Below are 24,372 nucleotides of genomic sequence, written 5' to 3' on the forward strand. Positions count from 1 at the left end.
GAGTGACCGGATTCGGTCCTGCCAGTCTACCGCACGCGCCGGCGCGTTCAGCCCCCGCGACGTGCCACGACGAGGTGCGCCTCGTCACGCACCACGGTGTAGTCGGCGCCGTAGGCCTGCCGGGCCCACGCCGCGACGTCCTGGGGCGGGTTCCCGCCCCACGCGGCGCCGAGCCGGTCCACGACCACGTACTCGGGCGCGGGGTCCCCCCGCGTCCCCACCCAGTGCACCTGCGCCACCGGCACCAGCCGGTTCATCAGCGACAGGTCCGTGGCCACGCTCGCACCGGCGGGCACGGCCTCGACCGTCGCGGCCTTGGCCGCGGCCCGGGGGTCGGGACGGTAGGCGTCCGGGTCCGCGAGGCCGGCCAGGGGGCGGGCCGGCAGGAGCAGCAGCGCGACCCCGAGGGCCAGGACCGGGGCGGCGCGCGCCGCGGCGCGCACGCCCGGCCGGGACCCCTGGCGCAGCCGGAGCACGGCGTCGAGCAGGGCGAGGAGGACGATGGGCATGAGCACGGCGCTGTAGTGCCAGCCCGTCCCCCAGTAGCCGTGGTTCGGGGAGAGCATCCGCCACAGGAGCGTGGGCAGGGCGACGAGCGCCAGCGGGGACCGGAGCACCACCACCGCCCCCGTCAGCAGCAGCGTCAGCCAGGTCAGCGCCTTCTGCCCCGGGACCACGAGGCCCACCAGCGCCGCCACGGGGTCCGCGAGCGCGGCCCCGACGTCGAGGCGGTCCGCGTAGGCGAACCGGCCGTCGGCGCTGAGGGCCGGCAGGACCACCGTGACCGCGAGCGCCGACCAGGTCGCGCCCCACGCGGCCAGCCCGAGCCCCACGGCCACCGGACGGCGGCTCCCGCCCGCCTCGCGGTGCGCCCGCCACGCGAGGACCAGGCCGAGGACCGCGACCGTGACGCCGAGGTCCTCCTTGACGAACACGACGGGCGCGGCCCACAGCGCTGACGCGGTCCACCGGCCCTCGACCAGGTAGCCGAGGGCGAGGGCCAGCAGGGGCAGCGCGAAGGCGACCTCGTGGAACTGCACGGACACGGCCGCCTGCAGCCCGAAGCTCAGGCCGTAGGCGAGCCCCAGCGCCGCGCCGGGCCCGGCGCCGAGCGAGCGGACCGCGAACCGGGTGACCGCCCACGCGGAGACGGCCACGAGCACGTCCTGGACCACGAGCAGCGTCAGGGCGGAGGGGAACACGGCGTACACCGGCGCGAGGAGGACGAGGATCGGGTGGAAGTGGTCGCCCAGGAGGTTCGCGCCGTGGCCCTTGATGTGCACGACCGGCCCGTACCCGGCGGCGTAGGACTTCGCGAGCTGGGTGAAGATCCCCAGGTCCCAGGACGGCACCTCCCACCGGTGCCACTGCAGCAGCGACCACCACGTGTAGAGGACCAGCACCAGCAGCCCCACCGCCACGGGCAGCATTCGCTCCCGACCGGGGCGCGGGCGCGCGCGGCCGGACGGGGCGGTGCGGCGGAGTGCGGTGGAGGGCATCGGGCCTCGTGGCGGGGCGGAGCCGTCGGACAGGACTGCCATCATGGTCTCATGTCCACGACCACCTCCCCGCCCACCCGCCCGCGCCCGGCGGGGCCCGCGGACGCCGAGCTGGTGTGGGACCCCGCGGGCGCGCTGCACCTGGGCGAGACCCTCGGCGTCCTCGGCCGGGGCGGCGGCGACCCGGTGCTGCGGGTGCTCGCCCCGGACGTCGTGTGGCTCACCGCGCGGACGGCCACGGGGCCGGTGTCCGCCCGGTTCTCCCGCACCGGCCCGGGCACCCCCCTGCACCGTCCCGTGCTCGTGCGCGCGTGGGGGCCGGGCGCCGCGGAGTTCCTGGCCGAGGCCCCGCGCTGGGCCGGCGCCGAGGACTCCTGGGAGCGGTTCGAGGCCTCGGAGGCCTTTCGCGCGCTGCCGCACCGGCTGGCCGCGGCCCGGCACCACCACCCGGGCCTGCGGCTGCCCTCGACCGGTCGTGTGCTCGACCGCGCGGTGGTCTCGGTGCTCGAGCAGCGCGTCACCGTGCGCGAGGCCGTGGCCGCCCACCGCCGCCTGGTGCGCCGCCACGGCGAGCCCGCCCCCGGGCCCGCGCCGGCCGGGATGCGGGTGCCGCCGACCCCGGAGGCGTGGCGCCGGGTCCCGGCGTGGGAGTGGCACCGGGCGGGGGTCGACGGCGGCCGGGCGGCCACGGTCCGCCGGGTGGCCGAACGGGCCGGGGCGCTCGAGCGTCTCGGCCGGGGCCCGCTGGACGCCGGGCTGCACCGCGCCCTGCGCTCGGTCCCCGGGCTCGGCCCCTGGACGGTCGCGGAGATCGTCCAGTGCACGCACGGGGACCCGGACTCCGTGAGCGTCCTCGACTTCCACCTCGCGGACACGGTGTGCTGGTTCTTCGACCGGCGGCCCGGCGACGACCGGCGGATGCTCCAGCTGCTCGAGCCGTGGCGGGGCGACCGCCAGCGGGTGGTGCGGCTGCTGCGCGCCTCCGGGTTCCGCAAGCCCTCCTTCGCCCCGCGCCTGCGCCCGGAGGACCACCGGGCCCGGTGAGGACACGCTGTCCTTCCTGGCGGCAGGGCCCGCGCGGGCGTTCAATGGTGCCATGACCTCAGAACACGTCATGCACGAGCCGCACGGGACGGGCTACACCGAGCGGATGAACAAGCTGCGCGCCGGGGTCCTCGGCGCCAACGACGGCATCGTCTCGGTGGCCGCCGTGGTCGTCGGCGTCGCCGGGGCGACCTCGGACACCGGCGCGATCCTGATCGCGGGCGCCGCGGCCCTGCTCGGCGGGGCCCTGTCCATGGCCCAGGGCGAGTACGTCTCGGTGTCGAGCCAGTCCGACTCCCACCACGCCCTGATCGCCAAGGAGAAGCACGAGCTCGAGCAGATGCCCGAGGCCGAGCTCGCGGAGCTGGCGGAGATCTACGCCGCCAAGGGCCTGTCCCCCGAGACGGCCCGCCGGGTGGCGGTGGAGCTCACCGAGCACGACGCCCTGGCCGCGCACCTCGACGCGGAGCTGAGCATCGACCAGGAGGACATCGTCAGCCCCTGGAACGCCGCGGTCGCGTCCGCGCTGTCCTTCGTGGTGGGGGCGGCGCTGCCCCTGCTCGCGATCCTGCTCCCGCCGGAGGCCTGGCGGATCCCCGTGACCTTCGTGGCGGTGCTCGCGGCCCTCGCGCTGACCGGCTGGCTGGGCGCCCGGCTGGGCGACACGCCGCACCACGGACGCGCCGTCCTGCGCATGGTGGTGGGCGGCGCGCTGGCCCTGGCGGCCACGTTCGCGCTCGGCTCGCTGCTGGGCGTCAGCGGCGTGGTCTGAGCCGGACCCCACCGGAGGGCGATGCCGCACGAGGACGCGGCACGACGACGCCGGGCCCCGCCGTGTGGCGGGGCCCGGCGTCGTCGTCGTTCGGTCAGGCGTTCGGCGCGTCCTGGGAGTGCTTGGCGACCTCGGCGCGGACCTCCTCCATGTCGAGGCCCTTGACCGCGCTGATCACCTCGTCCAGGGCGGAGGCGGGCAGGGCGCCCGGCTGCGAGAACACGAGGATGCCCTCGCGGAAGGCCATGAGCGTGGGGATCGAGGAGATCTGCGCCGACTGGGCGAGCATCTGCTGGTCCTCCGTGTCGACCTTCCCGAAGACGATGTCGTCGTGCTTCTCCGAGGCGGCCTCGTAGGTCGGGGCGAACTGCTTGCACGGACCGCACCACTCGGCCCACCAGTCCAGCAGGACGATGTCGTTCTCGGCGATGGTCTGGCCCAGGGTGTCCTGGGTGATGTCAACGGTAGCCATGCCGTCCAGCCTAGAGGTCCGGGCCACCCCGCCGCACAGGATTTCACTCGTGGCTCAAGACCGCCCGCCGGCAGGAGGACGGGAGGGTCCCCGCACGGTCCGTCAGGAGGCCGGTGGCACGGGCGACGCCGTGAGCACCACGTTCTTGCCCCACAGGTCCTGGGCGTAGCAGCTGACGACGACCAGCCGGTCCGGCACCACGTGCCAGATCTCGCTGTCCTTGAGGGTGTCCTTGTCGTGGGTGACCACGGAGTCCACCACGTACTCCACCGTCCCCGTCCCGGTGCGCAGCTCGATCTCGCTGCCCACCAGTCCCGGGTCGCTCAGCCGGTTGAAGGGCGCCTCGCGGTCCTCCCAGCTGTGACCGGTGATGTAGGTGGTGTTCTGCGAGCCCTCCCCGGGCATGCCGTAGGGGGTGAGCCAGTAGCCGTCGAGGGTCTCGGGGGGCACGAGCAGCTGCGCGGCGTTCTCCTCGGCGCTGGGAGTGAGCGGCAGGACCGCGACGTCCACCGCCGCGTCCTCGACGACCATGCGCACCGGTGGTGCCGCCGGCGGCCGTCCGCCGGCCGTCCCCTCCGCGTCCGCGGCGCCGGACGCGACCGGGCCGGCCGTTCCCGTGGCCGTCGACGGAGCCGCGGAGCCCGGAGGGGAGGAGACCGGTGCGGAGGAGGTCGCCGGCCCGGGGTCACCGGAGAGCAGGATCCCGGACAGCACGGCCGCGGTCCCCGCCACCGCCAGCGCCAGGGGCGCACGCCGCCGGGGCGCGGCCCTCCGGGGCGACGGGGGTGGGGCGTCCATGGGCGGGACTCCTGCGGGATCGGTGGGGCGGTCGGCGCCGGGTGGGCCTCGCGACGACGTGCTGTGGTGTCGACGAGGAGGTCGCCGTGGCGCCGACGGCCGCTTCCCGGTCGGGTCGGAGGCCCGGGCGGGGCCGAGGTGACGCAACGCTGCTGTCGCCAGACGGTACAAGGACGCCGCGGCTGTTGACAATCGTCAACGGCCGGCGCCGCACCGGCCGCTCCCCCGGGTGCGGCGCAAGGGGAGCCGGCGAGGCCGGCCGCTCCGCCGGGTCCGGACAACGAACCGGACAACGAAGAAGTCCCGGTCGCAGGACCGGGACTTCTTCGTTGCGAGCTGTGGCAGATGAGGGATTCGAACCCCCGTAGGCTGTGCCAGCTGATTTACAGTCAGCCCCCTTTGGCCGCTCGGGTAATCTGCCGGGGTCTCACCACCGGTCCGTCCGGGCCGGAAGGTGCCGCCCCCGCGAGCGGGAGCACTTCAACAGTACAGAAGATCCCGCTCGATGCGAAATTCTCCCGGGGGCCTCACCGCTCGATCCGCAGGCGGACCTGCAGCAGGAAGTTCTTCGCCTGCTCCTCGGTCATCTCCCCGTGGGTGACGGCCTCCGCGAGCTCCTCGGCGACGCCGACCAGGCGCGCGGCGACGTCGGGGTCGAGCTCCTCGGGCGCGGAGACACCGGTCTCCGCGTGGGGCGGGGGTTCGGTCGCCGACGCGGGGATCAGCCCGACGCCCATCAGCAGGACGGCCGCCAGGGCGGTGGCCGCCACCGCCGTTCCGCGGCGGGCGAGCCCCGGTCCGGGCGCCACGTCGTCGTGGCCCTGGGATTTGCTCATGCCACCATCCTGGGAGCCCGACCTGAACGGACGCTTGACCTCAGATCACGAAACGATGACGGAGCCGTCCCACTAGACTGTGCCCCAGTCCGGCGGGTCGTGCGCGGCCCGCCCACCGGTCCCACCACAGGAGGCAGCATGGCCAGCGATTCCTCGTTCGACGTCGTCAGCAAGGTCGACAAGCAGGAGGTCTCCAACGCCCTCAACCAGGCGCAGAAGGAGATCGCCCAGCGCTACGACTTCAAGGGCGTGGGCGCGGAGATCGACTTCTCCGGCGAGAAGATCCTCATGAAGGCGAACTCGGAGGAGAGGGTGAACGCCGTTCTCGACGTGTTCCAGTCCAAGCTCGTCAAACGGGGCATCTCCCTGAAGTCCCTCGACGCCGGGGAGCCCTTCGCCTCCGGCAAGGAGTACCGGATCGAGGCCTCCGTCAAGGAGGGGATCGCGCAGGACCAGGCCAAGAAGATCACCAAGCTCATCCGCGACGAGGGGCCCAAGGGCGTGAAGGCCACCATCCAGGGCGACGAGCTCCGGGTCTCCTCGAAGTCCCGTGACGACCTGCAGGACGTCATCGCCCTGCTCAAGGGCTCGGACCTCGAGGTGGACCTGCAGTTCATCAACTACCGCTGACACGTACCGCCGGCACGGGGACGGTTCCGGGATCAGTCCCCGGCACCGTCCCCGTGCCAGCGCTCCATGTGGTGCGCGTGCGTGGGGAGGTATGCGCCGGGCCGGTAGTGCGCGTCGTAGAAGCCGGTGTCGAGGTGCACGGCCTGGACGTAGCCCGTGAGCACCATGGTCGTGAAGGTGTTCGGGAACCTGCCGTACGTGTCGTGGACGTACTGGGCGACCCCGGCCAGGCAGTCGACGAACTCCTCGGAGTAGGGCGTGACCCCCCGCTTGACCGCCTCGGCGTCGGCCCAGGCTCCCGGTGTGCCCGGGTCGTAGGCGCCCCCGGGCCCGAACTTGCGCTCCACGAAGATGTCCACGGCCTCGCGCATGTCGGACACGTACGGCGGGCACAGTCCCTCGAAGTGGCCGTCGAGGCCCACGGGATTGGGCAGGGTCCACCGGGGGTCGCGCACGAACCGGAAGCCGAGCCCGTCGATCCCCTGGTCCTGGAACGCGCCCAGGACGCTCCACCGGTTGAGCCCGTTGAAGTACAGCCCGCCCAGCCCCATCGCCTGCAGGGTGAGCACGATGTTGTGGCCCATGAAGGCGAGCTCGGCGACGTTCGCCTCGTAGGCCATCTGCTGGAGCACCGTCAACGGGATGCGCTTGCCCTCGTCGAGCAGGCCGCTGCGGACGAAGGGCGCAGGGTCGCCGGCCGGGCGCCCGGCCACGTCGTCGACCAGCACGTTGCCGTTGGCCAGGGCCATGGCCATGAACCCGAGCACCTGCTGGCTGGCGTCGGCCACGGGCAGGAACACGGTCGAGCCCGGCGCGTTCGCCATCCAGAGGTTCGGTTCCAGCATGTGCGGCGGAGCCGCGGGCAGGTCGAGCCGCCGCCCGGACAGCTGCACGGTGTGGGCGCGGACCAGCTCGACCATGGCGTCCTGGGCGTCGTCGCGGCTCCCCGTGCCCCCACCGGCGTGATCGGGAAGGAGGTCACGCGTGTTCGTCAGATACGTCCCCGAGTCATCGGTCGCGAAGAGCACCGGCGTACCGATGCCGGCGGCGGTCGGCGCCGTGCGTCCGGTGAACCGCTGCGTGTAGTGGGCGTGCTCGTCGGGGCGGTCGGGGCCGAAGGGGACGCCGAAGGACCACCCGGTGACCCCGGTTCCCGCCGCGACGAGGATCGAGCGTTCCCGCTCCGACAGGCCAAGGGGCTCGGCCTCCGATCTGTGGGCGAGGGGCCCCGAGGGGATCTCCATGCCCAGGCCGAAGCGGCGGGCACGGCGTCCTGCGATGGCGTCGAAGAGGGAGAAGTCGGTCAGTCCGGTCTGCATCGTGGCTCCCGCCCGGCTTGCGTCCAGCACGCAGCTCTCCTCGACCGTACGCCCGGAGGACGGACGGGTCCAGGGCCGTGGCGACGCCGGCCATGACGGCCGGGGCTACTTCCGCCGGCGGGCCGGCCAGGACGGACGCCACGAGCGCGCCGCGGCCGGCCAGGCCCGCGTCCCGGGCTCGTCCCAGTCGACGTCGCCGGCGTGCCGCCCGGCCTCCCCGACGTAGTCCAGTTCCCGCACGGAGAGCAGCGCCCCGGGTGCGTGGCCGTCGCTCTCGCAGCGGACCAGCACCACCATGCCCAGCTCGGCAGGCTCGTACGGCACGCAGAGCACCGATTCCCCCGCCCGCAGCCGCAGCCCGTGGTGGTCGGCGCGGACGCGGAACCGGATCAGGCGGGCGCCCGCCCGCCACGGAGGGTCCTCGACCGTGGGCTCGGGCGGGATCTCCTCGTCGGCCACGACCGCCGGCCGGGGCGGAACCACGTCCTCGGCCACGGACTCGGGCCGGAGCGCGGGCTCGGGCGGCAGCACGCACCCCGGGTCGCCCGGCGGCGCGGGCACAGCGGGAGGTATCCGGCTGAGGGGTGCCGTGGGGGGATCGGTCATGTGCAGACCTCCAGGGGTCGAGGTGTCGGGCTGGTTCAGGGCCGGGCACCGGTCAGGGGGCGCAGAGGCTGTCTGCCTCTCACGCTAGGGGTGAGTCGCCGGGGGCGTAAGGGGACGGGGGCTCTTCAGGGCGAGCTCCCGGTGTGGTCCCAGGGGCCGGGCGAGCGGCAGGGACGGGATCGTGGCAGCCGGACGCGGGCGCCGGTGGCGGACCCGTCAGCGCCGGCCGAGGCCGGCCATGCCCTCCAGCCGGGCCACGCGGTCCGCGGTCGGCGGGTGGGTGCGGAACAGGCCGGTGACCCCTCCGCTCCGGAACGGGTTGGCGATCATCAGGTGCGAGGTGTTGACGAGCTTCTGGTCGGCCGGGTTCAAGGGCCGCGCACTTGTGCCCAGCTCGATCTTGTGCAGCGCCGAGGCCAGGGCCAGGGGGTCGCCGGTGAGTTTCGCACCGTCCTCGTCGGCGTCGTACTCGCGGGTCCGGGAGACCGCCAGCTGGATCATGGTGGCGGCCACGGGCGCGAGGAACGCCATGAGCAGGCCCACCAGGGGGTTGCCACGCCCGTCGCCCCGGCCTCCTCCGAAGATCGCCGCGAACTGGAGGAACTGCGCCGCCGAGGTGATGACGCCCGCGACGGCCGCGGCGATGGAGGACGTGAGGATGTCCCGGTTGTAGACGTGCATCAGCTCGTGCCCCAGCACGCCCCGCAGCTCGCGTTCGTCGAGCATCTGGAGGATCCCCTCGGTCACGCAGACCGCGGAGTTCTCGGGGTTGCGGCCGGTCGCGAAGGCGTTCGGGCTCAGCGTCGGAGCGATGTACAGCCGTGGCATCGGCTGACGCGCCCGCTGCGAGAGCTCACGGACGATCCGGTAGTACCCCGGGGCCTGCTGCTCCGTGACCGGGATCGCGCGCATGGCACGGAGCGCGAGCTTGTCGCTGTTCCAGTAGCTGTAGGCGGTGGAGGCCAGCCCGATGAGCGCGAAGATCCAGATGAACGCGCTGCTCCCCGTCCCGCTGGCCACGACCCAGCCGATGGCGAGCAGGACCGCCCACAACCCGCCCAGCAGCATGACGGTCTTGAGGCCGTTGTTGTGGTGGTGCATGGCGGGCGCGGCTCCTTCTGGCAGGACGGGGTGTTCCGTTGGGCACAACCGCGCGGGCGCACGTCCTCTTCCCGGTCCGGGGCGCTCGCAGGCACTTCCCAGCCGGGGCCGGGGAACGGTGGCCGGCCGCTCCTGCGGTGGTTCCGGAGCGCCGGGCCGGGCACCCGGGCCGGGCTCAGGCGCCGGGCACCGGCTCCCCGGCCACCGGCGGCACGAGGTCCTCCGGTGAGAGCGGCACCGGCACGCCGGCCGGCGGGCTGCCCGGGAGCGCGCCGGGATCCGCGGCGGGCGGGAGCGGGCCCGGACCCGGGCTCGGCGCGTCGGGGACCTGCCCCGTCGTGTCCGGGGCCGGCGGTGCGGGGCTCTCCGTCACGGGAGCGCCGGTACCGGAACCCCCGGTCTGCGTGGACGGACCGTCCGGCGACCGCCCCGGGCGGCCGGGCGCCGGGGCGGTCGAGCCACCGCGGCCCGCCGACGTGGACCCGTCCGACGTGCCGCCGGCATCGCGGCCGCCCGTGCCGGAGCCTCCGGTGCCGGCTGCCGGAGTGCCGCCGGCACGGCTCGCGCCCGCCGGCGCGGTCGCGTCCCCCGGCGCCTCCGTCGACGGGGCCCCCGTCGTACCGCTGCTCCGGGCCCCCGTGCTCCCGGCCCCCGGAGCCGTCGTCGCGGCGGCCGCGGTCCCTCCTCCGGCCGCGTCGCCGGTCCGGTTCGCGGTGGCCCCGTCCTGTGCCGGGCTGCCGCCCGCGGTGAGGACCGCTCCGCCGCGCGAGCCCGCTCCCCGCGCCCGGGCGGCGGGCTCTGTCAGGGGTCCCGGCGAGGGCTCGGTGGTGGGCAGGGACAGCAGCCGCTCCGCCGGTCCGGCGTCCGCGTCGACGGCCGGACCGTCCTGACCACGGGCCGGGGACGTCGAGAGCGGGCCTGCCGTGGACGTCGGCCCGGGGCTCCCCGGGGCCGAGACGCTCTCCCCGCCGCGGGGGTCCGCGGCCTGCGGCCCGGCCTCACCCTGCCCCGTCACCGCGACCCCGGCCAGGGCCGCCGCGGCCGCCAGGGCGCCGGCGCCCACGAGCACCTGCCGCCCACGGCGTGAGACGGCCACGGCGGCCAGCGACCGGCCGGCGACATCGGCACGCGGCCCCGCCGTCATCCGCTCGGCGCTGGTCCGGCCGGCGGCTCGGACGAGGGCCGCGACCTCCTGGGCCTTGGCTCCCCAGGGGGACACGCCGGCGAGCGCGGGCAGGAGCCGGCCCCGCAGTCCCGCCTCGGTGTCCTGGAGGTACAGGTGGTCGGCGGCGCAGCGCGGGCAGTCGTCCAGGTGCTGCTGGACGCGGCGGAGCGGCTCGCCCGCCAGGGCGCCGCCCACGAAGGCGCCGAGATCCCCGGCGAGCGCCTCGCACCCCGCCGTGCCCGGCAGCTCGAGGCTCGCCCGCCGGTAGGCCGTGCGGAGCTCCGCACGGGCCTCCAGGTGCAGCGCGGTGGCCGCGGCGGTGGTGCGTCCGAGGATCTCCGCGACCCGGGCGGGCTCCAGTCCTTCGACGTCGGCGTGCCACAGCACGGCCTGCCGGTCGGCGGGGAGGCCCAGGAAGACCCCGGTGACCGCCTCCGCCGCCTGCGGGGACCGTGTCGCGGCACGCCCCACCACGTCGACCAGCCGGGCGCGCAGGAAGGCCCGGGGGGACTCCTCCGCCGAGAGGTCCGCGACGACCTGGTCCACGGCCGTCCCCGCGAGCTGCTCGGCGTCCTGGGGGGCCGGCGTGTGCAGACCGGCCACCGCCACGGCCGTGGGCCAGTGCCGGTCCCGGAGGTCCCGGAAGGCGTGCGGCTCCTGCGCCCGCACGGCGGCGAGCAGCTCCTCGTCGGTGCGTGGGGCGCGGTCCGTGGCCGTCGCGGGGGCTTGACGCGTCATGGGCTCTCCGTGGGTCTCGAGTCGGGTGGCAGCTGGGCGGTGCGGGTGAGCGCTGGAGCTCCCTCCCGCGGCCCCGGCCTGCCCGGCCGGGTCGACGGCGGCGGGCACGACGACGCGTCGCTCCTGCCACGGATCCCCCGATCCCCCGCCCCCATGCTAGGTCGCTCGGCGGAGCACGGCACGACGGCGCGTCACGAGCCGCAGTGCCCCGTCACACAGGCCGGACCGAGCCCGCCGGCCCGGACGCGGCGGGGCGCTCACTATTGTGAGTTCGTCATGATAACGCTACGGTAGGAGCATGGAGACATCGGAACGTCCCGCCGCGGACGCCGGCCGCACTGCCGCGTGGTCGGACCGGTTGCGCGCCCACGGCCGCCGCGTCACCAAGCAGCGACTGGCCGTGCTCGACGCCGTCTACCGCAATCCCCACTCCACCGCCGAGGCGGTCGTGGCCGAGGTCCGCGCCGTCCTGCCCACGATCACGGTCCAGTCCGTGTACGTCGTCCTGTCCGACCTCACGGCGGTCGGCATGCTGCGGAAGTTCGAGCCGCCGGCCTCGCCGGCCCTCTACGAGACGCGCACCGGTGACAACCACCACCACGCCTACTGCGTGCGCTGCGGGTCCGTCGCCGACGTCGACTGCGCCGTCGGCCAGGCGCCGTGCCTCGTGCCCTCGGAGCACCACGGGATGCAGCTCCTGGCCGCCGACGTCGTGTACCAGGGGATCTGCGCCGACTGCCTCGCCACCGCTCCCGCCGGGACCTCCCCCGAGAGCTCCTGACCGGGCTCAGCTCCCGCGCCGGTCCTCGTCGCCCGCGGTCCCCGGCCGGCTCCCGTCCTCGGCCCGGTCCGGCGTCCCGCCCCCGTCCGGGGTTCCGGCGCTCTGCCCGTCGCTCCCGCTCCCGGCGCCGCCCTCCTTCTTCTCCACGAGGGCCAGCAGGTCCCGCACCTGCTCCGCCGTGAGCGTGGCCACGGGGGCGTGGGCATTGACGCAGACCTTCGCGGCCCCGGCGTCGAGCGCGAACCGCAGCGCCTGGCGGGCCGGCGCCGAGCGCACCTCCAGGGTCGTGTCCAGGACGGCGACCTCGGCCGCGGACGTGAACAGCAGCAGGGTGTCGGGCCGGGCCCCCTCCTCCTGGGGCTTCGCGTACACCGGCACGGCCCGGCCGTCCTGGACGCGGGTGCCGAGAAGGAGCACCGCATCAGGGGCGAGCAGCCCGGCGAGCAGCTGCGACATGTTGTTCTCGAGCATCGCCGCCTTGACCACGTCGTTGTGCGGGGCGCGCATGGCCCACTCGACCTGCGGGCGGCCGATCCGGCAGCCCTGCCGAGCGGGGTCGATCACGAGGTGGTCGTACTGCGCCTCGTCGGCGACCATCTGCAGGATCTTGACGGCGGGCTGGCGCAGGAGCACGGGCTTCCCGCCCTCCGGGTGGTGCCGGTCGAACATCGCCTGCGCCTCCGCGGCCGAGGTGTACACCGCCAGCGACCTCGTCCCGTCCGGTTCCCGCAGGGTCTGCACGCGCACCTGGGAGCCGGGCCCCACGGTCTCGCCGTTCGGGCCGGCCTCCAGCGTGCTGTCGCTGATGTCCAGCAGCAGCGTGCCGGCCATGCACTGGCGCACGACCTCGATCATTCCCGTGTTGTCCGGGGCGGCCACGAACCGGTCGACGGCCGTCCGGACCGCGGGGTGCACCACGCCCTCGCGGTCCTGGCCGTCGCCGGCCCCGAGGTCGGTGCCCGCGGCAGGGTCGGCAGCGGTGGCAGGGCCGCCGGCGGCCCCGGGGTCGGCCACCGGCAGGTCGACGCCGTCCTGGACCGCGAGCTCCCGTGCCCACGCGGGGACCCGGTCCCGGGTGCGCGGGAACCGCTCGAGGTGGTCCAGCAGGTCCCGGCCCGAGTAGGGCCCCTCGGTCCCCCACTCGGCGGGCCTGCCCTCGAGGTCGAAGCGCCCGCCGATCCGGTGTGTCGGCTCGGGCCAGCCCTCCGCCAGGATGACGACCGTGGCGGTGAACCAGGTTCCGCGCCCCGGCACGTAGGAGAGCTCGCGCAGCCGCTCCACGACCGGCAGCACGGCGCTTCCCTCCTTGATGGGACCGGCGGTGCCGGGGAGCACCTCGTCGCCGCGGTGCTCGCGCACGCGCAGGTGCACCCGCCCGCCCTGGAACTTCAGGTCCACGACCGTCCGGTCCCAGCCCGGATCCGTGCGCAGGACCGACAGCACCCAGGAGCCGATCCTGCTCAGCAGCTCCTGCTGCTCGGGGCCGGGCGTCGGGGTGGCGGGGGTCTCGCTCATGCGGTGGCTCGTTCCCGGCCCGCGCGGGGCCTGTTCGGGTCGTCGTGGTCACGGGCGCGGGCGCCGGTCCGGACGGGGCGTCGCGCGGTCCCGCGGGGTCTCGCCGTCCACCCTACCGAAGGGCCGCCGGGGAGCGACCGGCCGGGCCCGGCGGCGCCGGGCACCCCGTCCGGCGTGACGCTCGGGGGCCCGTGATGGTTGCTAGCCTGGACGCATGACGAAAACGCTGCAGGATCTGATCGACGAGTCGATCTTCATCTCCACCGAGTACCAGGCCAGGCTGGCCGAGCTGACCCACGGCGCCGGCTGGGACGTCGACTTCTCCGCTCCCGCGTTCACCCTGCAGACCGAGCCGCCCACGACCCTCACCCCGTACCTGCTGGGCACGGAGTCCGCCTCCCGCGGTTCCTGGATCTGGTCCTGGCAGGAGCTGGGGCACTTCCCGGCCGTCGTGGTCGCCGCCGCGGTCCAGGCCCGCGAGGCCGGGGAACGCCTCGGCGTCCCCGAGCTGTCCACCGACGAGCTCCCCGTGGTCGAGGGCCTGGCCCGCCGGCTGACGCTCGCCGCCAAGGCCGTGACCGGGATCTACGCGCACTACCCGGCGACCGCCGGTGGGGGCGTCACGGCGTGGCTGCTGCTGGACGGTCCGGAGTTCGACCTGCCCGAGCTGACCGTGGAGCGGATGATGCGGGTCATCGCCGAGGCGCTGACCACGGACACCGCCGTGGACCACAACCTCGCGGTCGACTCCTACGCCAAGCTGCGCGGCGCCCACATCGAGTGGGACACGGAGGCCACGTGCGTCGTGACCGTCGGCGACGGCGCACAGCGCTTCTGGTTCGACGACCACCAGATCTCGGGCGTCGAGCCCGCCGAGGCGACCGTGGGCGCCGACGTCCTGGCGGGGCTCGTCGCCGACGCGCGGGACCGTGCTGCCGCGCTGCGGGGGGAGCGCGGGGCCGCCGAGGCCACGGCGGCCCGCGAGGCCGCCCAGCCGCGCCGGGTCGAGACCCCCGTCGCCGCGCCCCAGGAGCGCCCCGTGCCCGCCGAGGTGCCCGACGTCGTGGAGCCCGAGGAGGTCCCGGAGGAGCGCCCCGTGCCCGTCGAGGAGCCGCTGCAGCCGGTCCCGGCCCGCTACGAGGACACGGACCTGCCCTTCGACCAGGAGCCGTCCGAGGACCGCGACGTCCGTCCCGGCCGGGTGAGCACCACGGTCGTGCCCGGCCCCGAGCCGGTCCGGCCGGACGGCGAGGAGCGGGCGCCCGAGCGCCCCGCCGCGACGGCACGGCCGGCCGGGGAGCGCGCCGAGGAGCCCGAGGCCGTGGTCCCGCCGGCCGCCGCGCCGGCGCGGCCCGAGCCGGGGGCGCACCCAGCCCCGGAGCAGCGGGAGGTGTCCGAGGAGACCGCCGGTCAGGCCCCCGGCGAGACGGCCGAGGAGACCGCGGAGGAGGAGCAGGGCGAGCGGAAGAAGGGCTTCTTCAGCCGATTCTTCGGCCTCTGACCCCCGGCGGTACCCTCGAGCGTGACCGCATACAACACCGCGCCCGGCCCGGCTCCCGACGAGCAGTCGCGGACCCGGGCCGGTGTGCTGTCCGGCTTCGGCGCCTACGGCATCTGGGGACTGCTCCCCCTGTACTTCGTCGCCCTGGAGCCCGCCACCCCCACGGAGATCGTCGCGCTGCGCGTGCTCTTCTCGCTCGCGTTCTGCCTGATCCTGCTGGCCGCCACGGGCGGGCTCGGCCCTCTGGGGCGGGCCCTGCGCTCGCCCCGCACCCTCGCCGCGCTCACCCTGGCGGGCGTGCTGATCGGCGTCAACTGGTTCCTCTACACGGTCGCGACGACGACGGGCAACACGCTCGAGGCCTCCCTCGGCTACTTCATCAACCCGCTCGTGGCGATCCTGCTCGGCGTGGTGGTCCTCCGGGAGAAGATGCGCCCGCTGCAGTGGGCGGCCGTGGCGGTCGGCTTCGTCGCCGTCGTGGTGATGGCCGTCTTCTACGGCCAGGTGCCGTGGCTGTCCCTGGGACTGGCGTTCTCGTTCGGCTTCTACGGACTCGTCAAGAACAGGATGGGCGGGTCCTACCCGGCCATCGTGACCCTGACCGTCGAGACGATCGCGCTGGCACCGCTCGCGGCGTGGGTCGTGGCCGTCCTGTCCGCCGACGGCCGGCTGACCCTCGGCACGGAGGGCACGGGCCACCTCCTCCTGCTGCTCTCCGCGGGGGTCATCACCGCGGTGCCGCTGATCCTCTTCGGCATGGCCGCCACGCGGCTGCCGCTGAGCACGGTCGGCATGATCCAGTACGTCGCGCCCCTCGGGCAGTTCCTGCTGGCGGTGGTGGCCTTCGGGGAGCAGATGCCGCTCGTGCGCTGGATCGGCTTCGGCTTCGTGTGGATAGCGGTGGTCATGCTCGTGCTGGACGCGGCGCGGGCGCCCCGTGTCCGGCGCGCCTGAGCGGCCGGTGACCGGCACGGCCCCGGAGCACGACCGGCAGGGCCCGGAAGACCGGGCTCCGGAAGGCAGGGGACCCGGGACCGCGATCGCGGGGGTCCCGGGCCCCCTGCCGTTCCGGGCCGGTCAGGTGGTGCGGACGTAGTCGTCCGCGCCGAAGCCCTGGTCGTCGTCCGGATCCTCGGGGCTGCGCCGGAGGTGCAGGACGGCGGCGATGAATCCGCCCCACACCGTGCACACGGCGACGATGAGCATGATGATTGCTGGGGTGGTCATCGGTGGTCCTCCTCGGATCCGGACGGGGTGCTGAGGGTGCTCCAGGGCGCGGCCGGAGGCTCCGGCTCGGCGGCGTGCCGGCCCGGTGCGGCCGGGGCGGCGACCGTCCCCTCCTCGACGCTGCGGTAGGAGAAGTCCTGCCCCAGGGCGGGCGTTCGCAGCGCGGTCTCCGACCAGTGCGAGAGGTGCCGGTCCCCGCGCATCCGTTCCCGGTCCGTGAAGGCGTCCAGGATCGCCGGGGAAGGGCTGAGCTCCTGGCCGCGGGAGGCCGCCGGCCAGGGCAGGCGCGAGAGCAGGAGGGCGACCACCACGAGGGCGCCGGCCGTGCCCCACCCGAAGGTGTTGACGAACCAGGCGGGCATCCCGCCGTAGCCCTCCGCGATGGTCCGGGTCAGCGTGTCGATGAGGATGTAGCCGAGCACGATCGGGGTGAGACCGCCGACGACGACCATCCAGGTCCGGCCGAGCTTGAAGGAGGACACCGAATTGAGGTGGTCCCGCAGGGTCGGCAGGGCGGAGAACCCGGCGGTGAGCAGCATGATCGACACGAGCGCCGCGGCGACGATGCCGAACTGGTTCACGAAGTTGTCCGTGACGTCCAGGAGGTTGAGTCCCGTGGTCGTGGTGAACAGGGCGAGGGAGATCAGCGCCATGGGCACGACGACGAGCAGGACGGCCCCGCGCCGGCGCAGCCCCAGCTTGTCCTGGGCCGCGGCCACGACGACCTCGACGATCGAGACGAGCGAGGTGAACCCCGCGAAGGTCAGGGTCGCGAAGAACAGCACCCCGATCAGCGTCCCGAACGGCGCCTGCGAGATGATCGTGGGGAACGCGATGAAGGCGAGGCCGATGCCGGAGGTCGCGACCTCGTCGACGCCGGTGCCCGCGACGCCGGCCATGAACCCCAGCGCGGCGAAGACGCCGATGCCCGCGAGGATCTCGAAGCTCGAGTTGCCGAAGCCCACCACGAGCCCGGAGCTGGTCAGGTCCGTCTTGGGCCGCAGGTAGGACGAGTACGTGATCATGATGCCGAAGCCCACGGACAGCGAGAAGAAGATCTGGCCGTAGGCGGCGACCCACACCGAGGCGTCGCCGAGGGCTCCCCAGTTCGGGGTGAAGAAGGCGTTGAGCCCGTCCACGGCGCCCGGGAGGGTCAGGGCGATGACGACGATCGTGAGGAACATCACGACGAGCAGGGGGATGAGCACGAGGTTGACCCGGCCGATGCCCTTCGCGACGCCGAGCAGGAGCACCACGAGCAGCGCGAGCCAGGCGACGGCGGTCGCGGCCAGCACGGTGGGGACGAAGTCGAAGCCGACCGTGACCTCCTCGGACATCCGCAGGACGTCCGAGAGGAAGTAGGTCGCGGGGTCATCGCCCCACGCCTTGGTGAAGGAGAAGATCGTGTAGAGCATCGCGTAGCCGAGGATGACCGAGTAGTACACGGCGATGACGAAGCTGATGCCCATCTGCCACCAGCCGATCCACTCCGTCTTGGGGTGCAGGCGGCGGAAGGCCAGGGGCGCCGAGGCGCGGAACCGGTGCCCGATCCCGTACTCGAGCATCAGCAGCGGCAGGCCCGCGGTCAGCAGCGCCACGAGGTAGGGGATGAGGAACGCCCCACCGCCGTTCTCGTAGGCGATGTAGGGGAAGCGCCAGATGTTGCCGAGGCCCACGGCCGAGCCGATGGCCGCCAGGATGAACACCGTCCGGCTGGAGAACGCCTCGCGGGGCGCCGCGGTACGGCGTGGTGGGGACTGTGGAGTCATGGATCGTCCTCCGGTGGGGGAAGGGGTCTGCGGACGGCTACAGGCTAGCCCGTACGATCGCCTCGCCACACCGGGGACGGCGCGTCGCGCGGGTCAGGCCTCGCGGTGGACGACCGCGTGCGCGAACGCCGTGAGCGCCCGCTTGGCCACCGAGTCCGGCAGCGGCTCGAGCGAGGCGACCGCCTGGTCCGCCCAGTGCCTGGCCATCCGCCACGCCTCCTGGGTCGCGGGGTGCCCGGAGACGGCCGCCACGGCCCGCGCGAGGGCCTCGTCCGAGGCGAGGTCGGCGTCCAGCAGCTCGACGGCGCGCCGTGCGTCGGCGTCGCCGTCCTGCGCCATGCGCCGCAGCAGCAGCACGGGCAGCGTGGGGACGCCCTCGCGCAGGTCGGTGCCCGGTGACTTGCCGGAGACGTCGTCCTCCCCCGTCACGTCGATGACGTCGTCGGCGAGCTGGAAGGCGATGCCGACCTTCTCGCCGTAGTCGACCATCACGTCGACGACCTCCTGCCCGGCCCCGGCGAGGACCGTCCCGAAGTGGCCGCACGCCGCGATGAGCGAGCCGGTCTTGCCGGCGAGCACACCGAGGTAGTGCTCCAGGTGGTCCTCCCCGTCGGCGGGGCCGACCGTCTCGTGGAGCTGGCCCAGGACGAGGCGCTCGAACGTGTCGGCCTGGATCTTCAGGGCGCGCTGACCGAGGTCGGAGACCATCGAGGAGGCGCGGGCGAAGATGAGGTCGCCGGTGAGGATGGCCACCGAGTTGCCCCACACCGTCTGCGCCGTCGCGACGCCGCGGCGCAGCGGCGCGGAGTCCATGACGTCGTCGTGGTAGAGCGTGGCCAGGTGCGTGAGCTCCACGACCGCGGCCGCCTCGAGGACGGCGTCGTTGACGCCGCCGCCGATCTCCCCCGCGAGGACCGTCAGCAGCGGGCGCACGCGCTTGCCCCCGGCCTGCAGGAGGTGGCGGGACGTGACGTCGGCCAGCTGGTCGGCGCTGCGCACGGCCTCGTCGAGCCGTTCCTCGATCCGGGCGAGCGCCTGCAGCACGACCGGCCCCAGCCGGTCGTCGGAGGCGATGAGGTCGAAGCCGGCGGGCAGCTTGACCTGATCGGTGCCGGGGCCCGTGGCGGGGCCGCCGGCGCTCGGGGAGGAGGTTTCAGTCACGGTCCACCACTCTAGCGATTTTTCGGGGGACGGGTGTTGCCCGTGGGCGGCGTCAGGGCGTCCAGCAGGGCGACGACCCGGTCCTCCCACGTGCCGGGGGGCCGGTCGGAGAGCTCGGCCATCACGCGCACCACGAAGCGCATCAGCGGGGGCACGGCCATGCCGGTGCGGACGGCGGCCCGCATCACGGCGGGGCTGCCGATCAGCTGGGCGAGGATCCGGCCCTGCGTGAAGTGGGCTCCCCACTCCTGGCGGACCCGCCGGGGATAGCCGGCGAGCACGACCTCGCGCTGGGCGGGGCCGTGGGCGCGGGACGCCTCCACGACGTGCTCGGCGGCGTAGCGGGCGGACTCCATGGCGTTGGAGATCCCCTCCCCGTTGAACGGGGAGACGAGACCCGCGGCGTCACCGAGCAGGAGCATCCCCGGCACGTGGTGCGGCGTGCGGTTGAAGGCCATCGGGAGGGCAGCCCCGAGCACGCGGCCCCTGCGGTGCTCCTCGTCGAAGGTCCACTCGGGCGGCATCGACGCCGTCCAGTCGGAGAGCACCTTCCGGTAGTCCAGCCTCCCGAAGGCCGGGGAGGTGTCCAGGATCCCGAGGCCCACGTTGGCCGTGCCGTCCCCGACGCCGAAGACCCAGCCGTAGCCGGGCAGCAGCCTGCGGTGCGGGTCGTTGCCGTCGGTGAGCTCCAGCCAGCCCTCCATCCAGTCGAGCTCCGAGCGCGGGGACTCGTAGTAGGTGCGCACCGCCACGCCCAGCGGGCGGTCGTCGCGCTTGTGCAGGCCGGCCGAGACGGCGGCCCGGGCGGAGTTGCCGTCCGCCGCGAGCACGACGTCGGCACGGTGCTCCTCGGTGCCGCCCGTGCGCCGGCCGGACCCGTCGAGGACGTCGGCGCGGGCTCCGCAGATCCGCCCGGTGCCGTCGCGCAGCACCCCGGTCACGGCGCGGCGCTCCAGGACGCGGGCGCCGGCGGCCCGGGCGTGCTCGGCGAGGTGCTGGTCGAAGCCGAGCCGGGTGCGCACGAGCCCGTAGGACGGAAAGTCGCCGAGCTCCGGCCAGGGCACCTCCACGCTGCGCTCCCGGGCCACGAGCCGCAGGCCCCGGTTGCGGGCGTAGCCCAGCTCGGGCCCGTGCGGCAGCCCCATGAGCCGCATCTCCCGCACCGCGCGGGGGGTCAGCCCGTCCCCGCAGACCTTCTCCCGCGGGTACGAGGTCTTCTCGAGGACGGTCACCTCGATCCCGGCGGCCGCCAGCCAGTACCCGGCCGTGGCTCCCGCCGGCCCGCCGCCGAGGACGAGCGCCCTCATCCGGCGGCGGAGGCGGTGCTCGCGGCGGGCTTGACGGCGCGGTGCACCGCCACGATGCCGCCGGTGAGGTTGCGGTACTGCACCCCGGTCCACCCGGTCGCGGCGATCTGGGCGGCGAGGGTCTCCTGGTCCGGCCACGCCGCGATGGACTCGGCGAGGTAGCGGTAGGCCTCGGGGTTGGACGCCGCGCGGGCCGCGATGCCGGGCAGCGCCTTCATGAGGTACTCGGTGTACACCGTGCGCAGAGGGGCGAGGGTGGGGGTCGAGAACTCGCAGATCACGAGCCGCCCGCCGGGCCTGGTCACGCGCAGCATCTCCGCGAGCGCGCGGGGGTGGTCCTGGATGTTGCGCAGGCCGAAGGAGATGGTCACCGCGTCGAAGGACGCGTCGGCGAACGGCAGCTGCGTGGCGTCGGCCTGGACGAACTCGATGTCGGGCCGGCGGGCGCGGCCCACCTCGAGCATGCCGAGCGAGAGGTCCGCGGCGACGACGTCGACCCCGGCGTCCGCGTACGGCTCCGAGGACGTCCCCGTCCCCGCGGCGAGGTCCAGCACCTTCTCCCCCGGGACCGCGGCGACGGCCTCCGCGACGACCTTCCGCCAGCCCCGGGCCCGTCCCAGGGACAGGATGTCGTTGAGGACGTCGTAGCGGGGCGCCACGTCGTCGAACATGGCGGAGACTTCGTGCGGCTGCTTGGACAGGTCTGCTCGGTTCACCCGGCCATTGTCGCACCTTCCGCCGGAGCCCCCTCCCGGCCGGGGCGGTCCGTGCCGCGGCTTAGACTGGGGGGCGATGCCTTCCACCGCCCCCTCCGCCGCCCCGCCGGTCCCCGTGCTGCACGCCCTCACGGTGCCGCTCTTCCAGCTGGGCGCGGACCCGGGGGCGCCGCCGGACCTCCGGGCGCTGCTGGAGGGCCCCGACCTGCTCGCCTGGACGACCGGCGGCAGCGGCCTCGTGGGGCACGGCCGGGCCGCCCAGCACACGGTGCGCGGCGCCGACCGGTTCACGGCCGCGCGCGTGTGGTGGGACGACGTGGTCGCGGCGGCGGTCGTGGAGGACCGCGTCGGCGTGCCCGGCACCGGTCTCACGGCCTTCGGGGCGTTCACGTTCGCGGCGGACTCCGCGGCGGACTCCGGGCTCGTGGTGCCGGCGCTCACGGTGGGGCGCCGCGAGGACGCGGCATGGGCGAGCCTGGTGGTCCCCGCGCTCCCCGGGGCGCCGTTCGAGCTCACCGCCGACGACGTGGCGCGGGCCTGGACCCGTTGCTTCGGCCGCTCCCCCGGGCTCGGCGTGCCCTCCCGCCCGGCCGCGGACCCGGCCGCGGACCCGGCGGCGGTCCGGCTGTCCCCGGGCACCCTCGACGAGCAGGACTGGACCGACGCCGTGCGCGACGGCGTGGAGCGGATCCGCGCCGGGCGGCTCGAGAAGCTGGTGCTCGCCCGCGACGTCGTCGCCCGGACGGACGCCCCGCTCGACCCCGTGGCCGTGGTCCGGGAGCTCTCCCACCGCTACGAGCAGTGCTGGACCTACTGCGTCGGCTTCGGCGGGAGCGGCGCGGGCCGGCTCCTGGGGGCGACCCCGGAGATGCTCGTCCAGGTGCTCGACGGGGTCGCCCAGGCCCGCGTGCTGGCCGGAACGCTGGACCGCGACGCCGCCCCGAGCGGCGAGGACGCGCACGAGTACGCCGCGCGGGTGCTCGGGGAGTCGGAGAAGCAGCAGCACGAGCACGGGTTCGCGATCGACTCCCTCGTCGCCTCGCTCGCCCCCTACACCGACGCGGTGACCACCTCGCCCGAGCCCTTCATCCTCGAGCTGCCCAACGTCTGGCACCTCGCCTCCGACGTCACCGCGGTCCTGCGGGCCGGGCCCGCGGGCGACCCGCCGTCCTCGCTCGAGCTGGCCGAGGCGCTGCACCCGACCGCCGCCGTGTGCGGGACGCCGACGGCCGTGGCCGCCGCCACGATCCCCGAGCTCGAGGAGATGGACCGCGGGCTCTACGCGGGTCCCGTCGGCTGGCTCGACGCCTCGGGCAACGGGGACTGGGGCATCGCGCTGCGCGGCGCCGTGCAGGAGGACGAGCACACGGTGCGGCTCTTCGCGGGCTGCGGGATCGTGGCGGCCTCCGACCCGGAGGCCGAGCTCGCGGAGACGTGGGCCAAGCTCCGGCCCATGCTCCAGGCCCTGGGCCGGCCGGCCGCCGCCGTGCCCGGCCCGCCGGTGCCCGCGCCGGCCCCGTCGGCGCGCGGTCGCGAACGCACCGTATCCTGGTGAACCGACAGCGGACCGGGGTCACCACCCCGCGGTCCGGGCCCGCCCGGACGCCTCCGCCACCGACCTCCCGTACCACCCAGAACGGACCCCCATGGCCATGACCATGCACCAGAGAGCACGGCTCTCGCGCGGCATCCAGTACGCCGTCCTGATCCTCGTCGCGATCGTGCTGATCGCGGTCGCCGACTGGCCCCTCCTGGTCGAGAAGGTGTTCAACCCGGCCGTCGCGGCCCAGCAGTTCCCCGGCATCGTCGTCGTCGCCCTGAAGAACACCCTCATCTACACGCTGCTCGGCTTCGTGGTGGGTCTCTCCGGGGGCGTGGTGCTCGCCCTCATGAAGCTGTCCTCCGTGGCGCCCTACCGGTGGCTCGCCACGCTCTACATCGAGTTCTTCCGGGGCGTGCCCGCCCTGCTGGTCTTCCTGGCCTTCGGCTACGGCATCCCGCTGGCCTTCGGCTTCCGCTTCAACCACTACGTCACCGTGATGATCGCCCTGGGCCTGGTGGCCGCGGCCTACATCGCCGAGTCGCTGCGGGCCGGGCTGCAGGCCGTTCCGAGGGGCCAGTACGAGGCCGCCCGCTCCCTGGGCATGTCCCACTCACGGGCCATGGTCACGATCGTCATCCCGCAGGCCCTGCGGATCGTGCTCCCCCCGCTGACCAACGAGGTGATCCTGCTGACCAAGGACTCCTCCCTCGTCTACCTGCTCGGCATGGGCGTGGGCCAGTACGAGCTCACGAAGTACGGCCGCGAGGCCATCTCCGGCGCCGGTGCGGGCCTGACGCCGCTCGTGGTCGCGGGCGTGCTGTACCTCGTGATCACGGTGCCCCTGGGCATCCTGACCCGGCGCTTCGAGTCAACGACCGACCGCATCAAGACGTCCTAGGAGTCCGACGATGAGCACCGCATCCCCCCGCCCCGGTGGCGCCGACCGGCTCGCCGACGCCGCGTCCGTCGTCGTCGAGGACCTGCACAAGTCCTACGGGTCCCTCGACGTCCTCAAGGGCATCTCCCTCGGCGTCGAGGCCGGCCAGGTGGTCTGCCTGATCGGCCCGTCCGGCTCCGGCAAGTCGACGCTGCTGCGCTGCGTGAACCTCCTGGAGACGCCCCAGCGCGGCCGGATCACGATCGGCGACGTCGAGGTCACCGACCCGGAGGCCGACGTCGACCGCATCCGCCGGCACGTGGGCATGGTCTTCCAGCAGTTCAACCTCTTCCCGCACCTGAGCGCGCTCGAGAACTGCACCGTGGCCCAGGTCAAGGTGCTCAAGCGGGAGCGGGCCGAGGCCGAGCGGATCGCCCGTGCCAACCTCGAGCGCGTGGGGCTGGCCGAGAAGGCCGGGAGCCATCCCGGTCAGCTCTCCGGGGGCCAGCAGCAGCGCGTGGCCATCGCCCGGGCCCTGTCGATGAACCCGTCCCTGATGCTCTTCGACGAGCCCACGTCCGCGCTCGACCCCGAGACGGTGGGCGACGTCCTGGCAATCATGCGGGACCTGGCCGCCGAGGGCATGACGATGCTCGTCGTCACCCACGAGATGGAGTTCGCCCGTGACGTCGCCGACAAGGTCGTCTTCATGGACGGCGGCGTCGTCGTGGAGGAGGGCCCCGCCGCCGAGCTCATCGGCCGGCCGCGGGAGGCCCGCACCCAGGCCTTCCTGTCCCGTGTGCTCAACCCCACCCACGTCCGGGCCCCGGAGCACTGAGGCTCCGCGCGCCGGAGACCCGCCGTTGCCGGCCAGGGCCCGCCGTCGTCGGACGGCGGGCCCTGATTCATATCCGGAGACGCTGTGGTAAGACCCATTGATATGCTGAGGAGTTGAAAACCCCCCTGGCGTAGACCTGGGTATTCACCTCATATGA

Annotated in this window: 23 protein-coding genes and 1 tRNA gene; 9 read left to right on the plus strand and 15 right to left on the minus strand. The window is 74.4% G+C overall.

The window, feature by feature from the left end:
- Positions 1–47: 47 nt before the first annotated feature.
- Positions 48–1,430, minus strand: a complete 1,383-nt coding sequence (locus ACH9EU_RS14655; RefSeq protein ID WP_396414650.1) for a DUF2079 domain-containing protein — start codon at positions 1,428–1,430, stop codon at positions 48–50.
- A gap of 120 nt (positions 1,431–1,550) precedes the next feature.
- On the opposite strand from ACH9EU_RS14655, the gene ACH9EU_RS14660 reads away from it, so the two are divergent.
- Together ACH9EU_RS14660 and ACH9EU_RS14665 are read left to right on the plus strand one after the other, a co-directional pair.
- Positions 1,551–2,543, plus strand: a complete 993-nt coding sequence (locus ACH9EU_RS14660; RefSeq protein WP_396414651.1) for a DNA-3-methyladenine glycosylase family protein — start codon at positions 1,551–1,553, stop codon at positions 2,541–2,543.
- Between the two features lie 52 nt (positions 2,544–2,595).
- Positions 2,596–3,315 carry a VIT1/CCC1 transporter family protein gene (locus ACH9EU_RS14665; RefSeq protein WP_396414652.1) on the plus strand — a complete coding sequence of 240 codons (720 nt, stop codon included), beginning with the start codon at positions 2,596–2,598 and terminating at the stop codon, positions 3,313–3,315.
- Between the two features lie 94 nt (positions 3,316–3,409).
- Here ACH9EU_RS14665 and ACH9EU_RS14670 read toward each other — a convergent pair whose 3' ends face one another.
- From ACH9EU_RS14670 to ACH9EU_RS14685, 4 genes are all read right to left on the minus strand, one after another.
- Complete coding sequence (locus tag ACH9EU_RS14670; protein ID WP_396414653.1) at positions 3,410–3,787, minus strand: thioredoxin domain-containing protein; 378 nt, start codon at positions 3,785–3,787, stop codon at positions 3,410–3,412.
- A gap of 102 nt (positions 3,788–3,889) precedes the next feature.
- Positions 3,890–4,585, minus strand: a complete 696-nt coding sequence (locus ACH9EU_RS14675) for a class F sortase (protein WP_396414654.1) — start codon at positions 4,583–4,585, stop codon at positions 3,890–3,892.
- A 339-nt stretch (positions 4,586–4,924) separates the two neighbouring features.
- Positions 4,925–5,006 (minus strand) — tRNA-Tyr (locus tag ACH9EU_RS14680).
- Between the two features lie 106 nt (positions 5,007–5,112).
- Positions 5,113–5,421, minus strand: a complete 309-nt coding sequence (locus ACH9EU_RS14685) for a hypothetical protein (protein ID WP_396414655.1) — start codon at positions 5,419–5,421, stop codon at positions 5,113–5,115.
- A 138-nt stretch (positions 5,422–5,559) separates the two neighbouring features.
- On the opposite strand from ACH9EU_RS14685, the gene ACH9EU_RS14690 reads away from it, so the two are divergent.
- Positions 5,560–6,051 (plus strand): YajQ family cyclic di-GMP-binding protein, encoded by a 492-nt coding sequence (locus tag ACH9EU_RS14690; RefSeq protein WP_188536264.1) that lies wholly within the window; start codon positions 5,560–5,562, stop codon positions 6,049–6,051.
- Positions 6,052–6,083: 32 nt separating this feature from the next.
- Here the strand turns inward: ACH9EU_RS14690 and ACH9EU_RS14695 are convergent, their stop codons facing one another.
- The 4 genes from ACH9EU_RS14695 to ACH9EU_RS14710 all read right to left on the minus strand — a co-directional run bounded on the left by ACH9EU_RS14695 (position 6,084) and on the right by ACH9EU_RS14710 (position 10,980).
- A complete protein-coding gene (locus ACH9EU_RS14695; RefSeq protein WP_396414656.1) occupies positions 6,084–7,400 on the minus strand; it encodes a hypothetical protein in 1,317 nt (438 codons plus the stop codon).
- Positions 7,401–7,475: 75 nt separating this feature from the next.
- The gene (locus ACH9EU_RS14700; protein ID WP_396414657.1) at positions 7,476–7,976 is read right to left on the minus strand and encodes a hypothetical protein; all 501 of its coding nucleotides are present in this window, start codon (positions 7,974–7,976) and stop codon (positions 7,476–7,478) included.
- Positions 7,977–8,192: 216 nt separating this feature from the next.
- A complete protein-coding gene (gene htpX, locus ACH9EU_RS14705) occupies positions 8,193–9,077 on the minus strand; it encodes a zinc metalloprotease HtpX (protein ID WP_396414658.1) in 885 nt (294 codons plus the stop codon).
- A 175-nt stretch (positions 9,078–9,252) separates the two neighbouring features.
- Positions 9,253–10,980 carry a zf-HC2 domain-containing protein gene (locus tag ACH9EU_RS14710; RefSeq protein WP_396414659.1) on the minus strand — a complete coding sequence of 576 codons (1,728 nt, stop codon included), beginning with the start codon at positions 10,978–10,980 and terminating at the stop codon, positions 9,253–9,255.
- A 298-nt stretch (positions 10,981–11,278) separates the two neighbouring features.
- Here ACH9EU_RS14710 and ACH9EU_RS14715 point away from each other — a divergent pair, with 298 nt between their 5' ends.
- Complete coding sequence (locus ACH9EU_RS14715) at positions 11,279–11,761, plus strand: transcriptional repressor (RefSeq protein WP_396414660.1); 483 nt, start codon at positions 11,279–11,281, stop codon at positions 11,759–11,761.
- A gap of 6 nt (positions 11,762–11,767) precedes the next feature.
- Here ACH9EU_RS14715 and ACH9EU_RS14720 read toward each other — a convergent pair whose 3' ends face one another.
- The gene (locus ACH9EU_RS14720) at positions 11,768–13,276 is read right to left on the minus strand and encodes an SseB family protein (RefSeq protein ID WP_396414661.1); all 1,509 of its coding nucleotides are present in this window, start codon (positions 13,274–13,276) and stop codon (positions 11,768–11,770) included.
- Between the two features lie 214 nt (positions 13,277–13,490).
- On the opposite strand from ACH9EU_RS14720, the gene ACH9EU_RS14725 reads away from it, so the two are divergent.
- On the plus strand, positions 13,491–14,777 hold the full coding sequence (locus ACH9EU_RS14725; RefSeq protein ID WP_396414662.1) for a DUF6882 domain-containing protein: 1,287 nt from the start codon (positions 13,491–13,493) through the stop codon (positions 14,775–14,777).
- Positions 14,778–14,798: 21 nt separating this feature from the next.
- A complete protein-coding gene (rarD, locus tag ACH9EU_RS14730; RefSeq protein WP_396414663.1) occupies positions 14,799–15,731 on the plus strand; it encodes an EamA family transporter RarD in 933 nt (310 codons plus the stop codon).
- Positions 15,732–15,854: 123 nt separating this feature from the next.
- Here rarD and ACH9EU_RS14735 read toward each other — a convergent pair whose 3' ends face one another.
- The 5 genes from ACH9EU_RS14735 to ACH9EU_RS14755 form a co-directional block, all read right to left on the minus strand.
- Complete coding sequence (locus tag ACH9EU_RS14735; protein ID WP_396414664.1) at positions 15,855–16,004, minus strand: methionine/alanine import family NSS transporter small subunit; 150 nt, start codon at positions 16,002–16,004, stop codon at positions 15,855–15,857.
- Positions 16,001–17,773 (minus strand): sodium-dependent transporter, encoded by a 1,773-nt coding sequence (locus ACH9EU_RS14740; protein WP_396414665.1) that lies wholly within the window; start codon positions 17,771–17,773, stop codon positions 16,001–16,003. Before ACH9EU_RS14740 ends, ACH9EU_RS14735 begins: the two co-directional genes overlap by 4 nt.
- Before the next feature lie 93 nt (positions 17,774–17,866).
- Positions 17,867–18,934, minus strand: a complete 1,068-nt coding sequence (locus ACH9EU_RS14745) for a polyprenyl synthetase family protein (RefSeq protein WP_396414666.1) — start codon at positions 18,932–18,934, stop codon at positions 17,867–17,869.
- Between the two features lie 11 nt (positions 18,935–18,945).
- Entirely contained in the window at positions 18,946–20,241 is a 1,296-nt protein-coding gene (locus ACH9EU_RS14750; protein ID WP_396414667.1) for a geranylgeranyl reductase family protein, read from the minus strand.
- Entirely contained in the window at positions 20,238–20,957 is a 720-nt protein-coding gene (locus ACH9EU_RS14755; protein ID WP_396414668.1) for a demethylmenaquinone methyltransferase, read from the minus strand. The genes ACH9EU_RS14750 and ACH9EU_RS14755 overlap by 4 nt, the downstream gene beginning before the upstream one ends.
- Before the next feature lie 76 nt (positions 20,958–21,033).
- Between ACH9EU_RS14755 and ACH9EU_RS14760 the strand changes: the two genes are divergently transcribed.
- From ACH9EU_RS14760 to ACH9EU_RS14770, 3 genes are all read left to right on the plus strand, one after another.
- Positions 21,034–22,512 carry an isochorismate synthase gene (locus ACH9EU_RS14760; RefSeq protein WP_396414669.1) on the plus strand — a complete coding sequence of 493 codons (1,479 nt, stop codon included), beginning with the start codon at positions 21,034–21,036 and terminating at the stop codon, positions 22,510–22,512.
- 91 nt (positions 22,513–22,603) lie between these two features.
- The gene (locus ACH9EU_RS14765) at positions 22,604–23,398 is read left to right on the plus strand and encodes an ABC transporter permease subunit (RefSeq protein WP_396414670.1); all 795 of its coding nucleotides are present in this window, start codon (positions 22,604–22,606) and stop codon (positions 23,396–23,398) included.
- A 10-nt stretch (positions 23,399–23,408) separates the two neighbouring features.
- Positions 23,409–24,215: an ATP-binding cassette domain-containing protein gene (locus tag ACH9EU_RS14770; RefSeq protein ID WP_396414671.1), complete on the plus strand. Its 807-nt coding sequence runs from the start codon at positions 23,409–23,411 to the stop codon at positions 24,213–24,215.
- Positions 24,216–24,372: the final 157 nt, after the last annotated feature.

The organism is Kocuria rhizosphaerae, assembly GCF_044462265.1.
GTDB classification, from domain to species: domain Bacteria; phylum Actinomycetota; class Actinomycetes; order Actinomycetales; family Micrococcaceae; genus Kocuria; species Kocuria rhizosphaerae.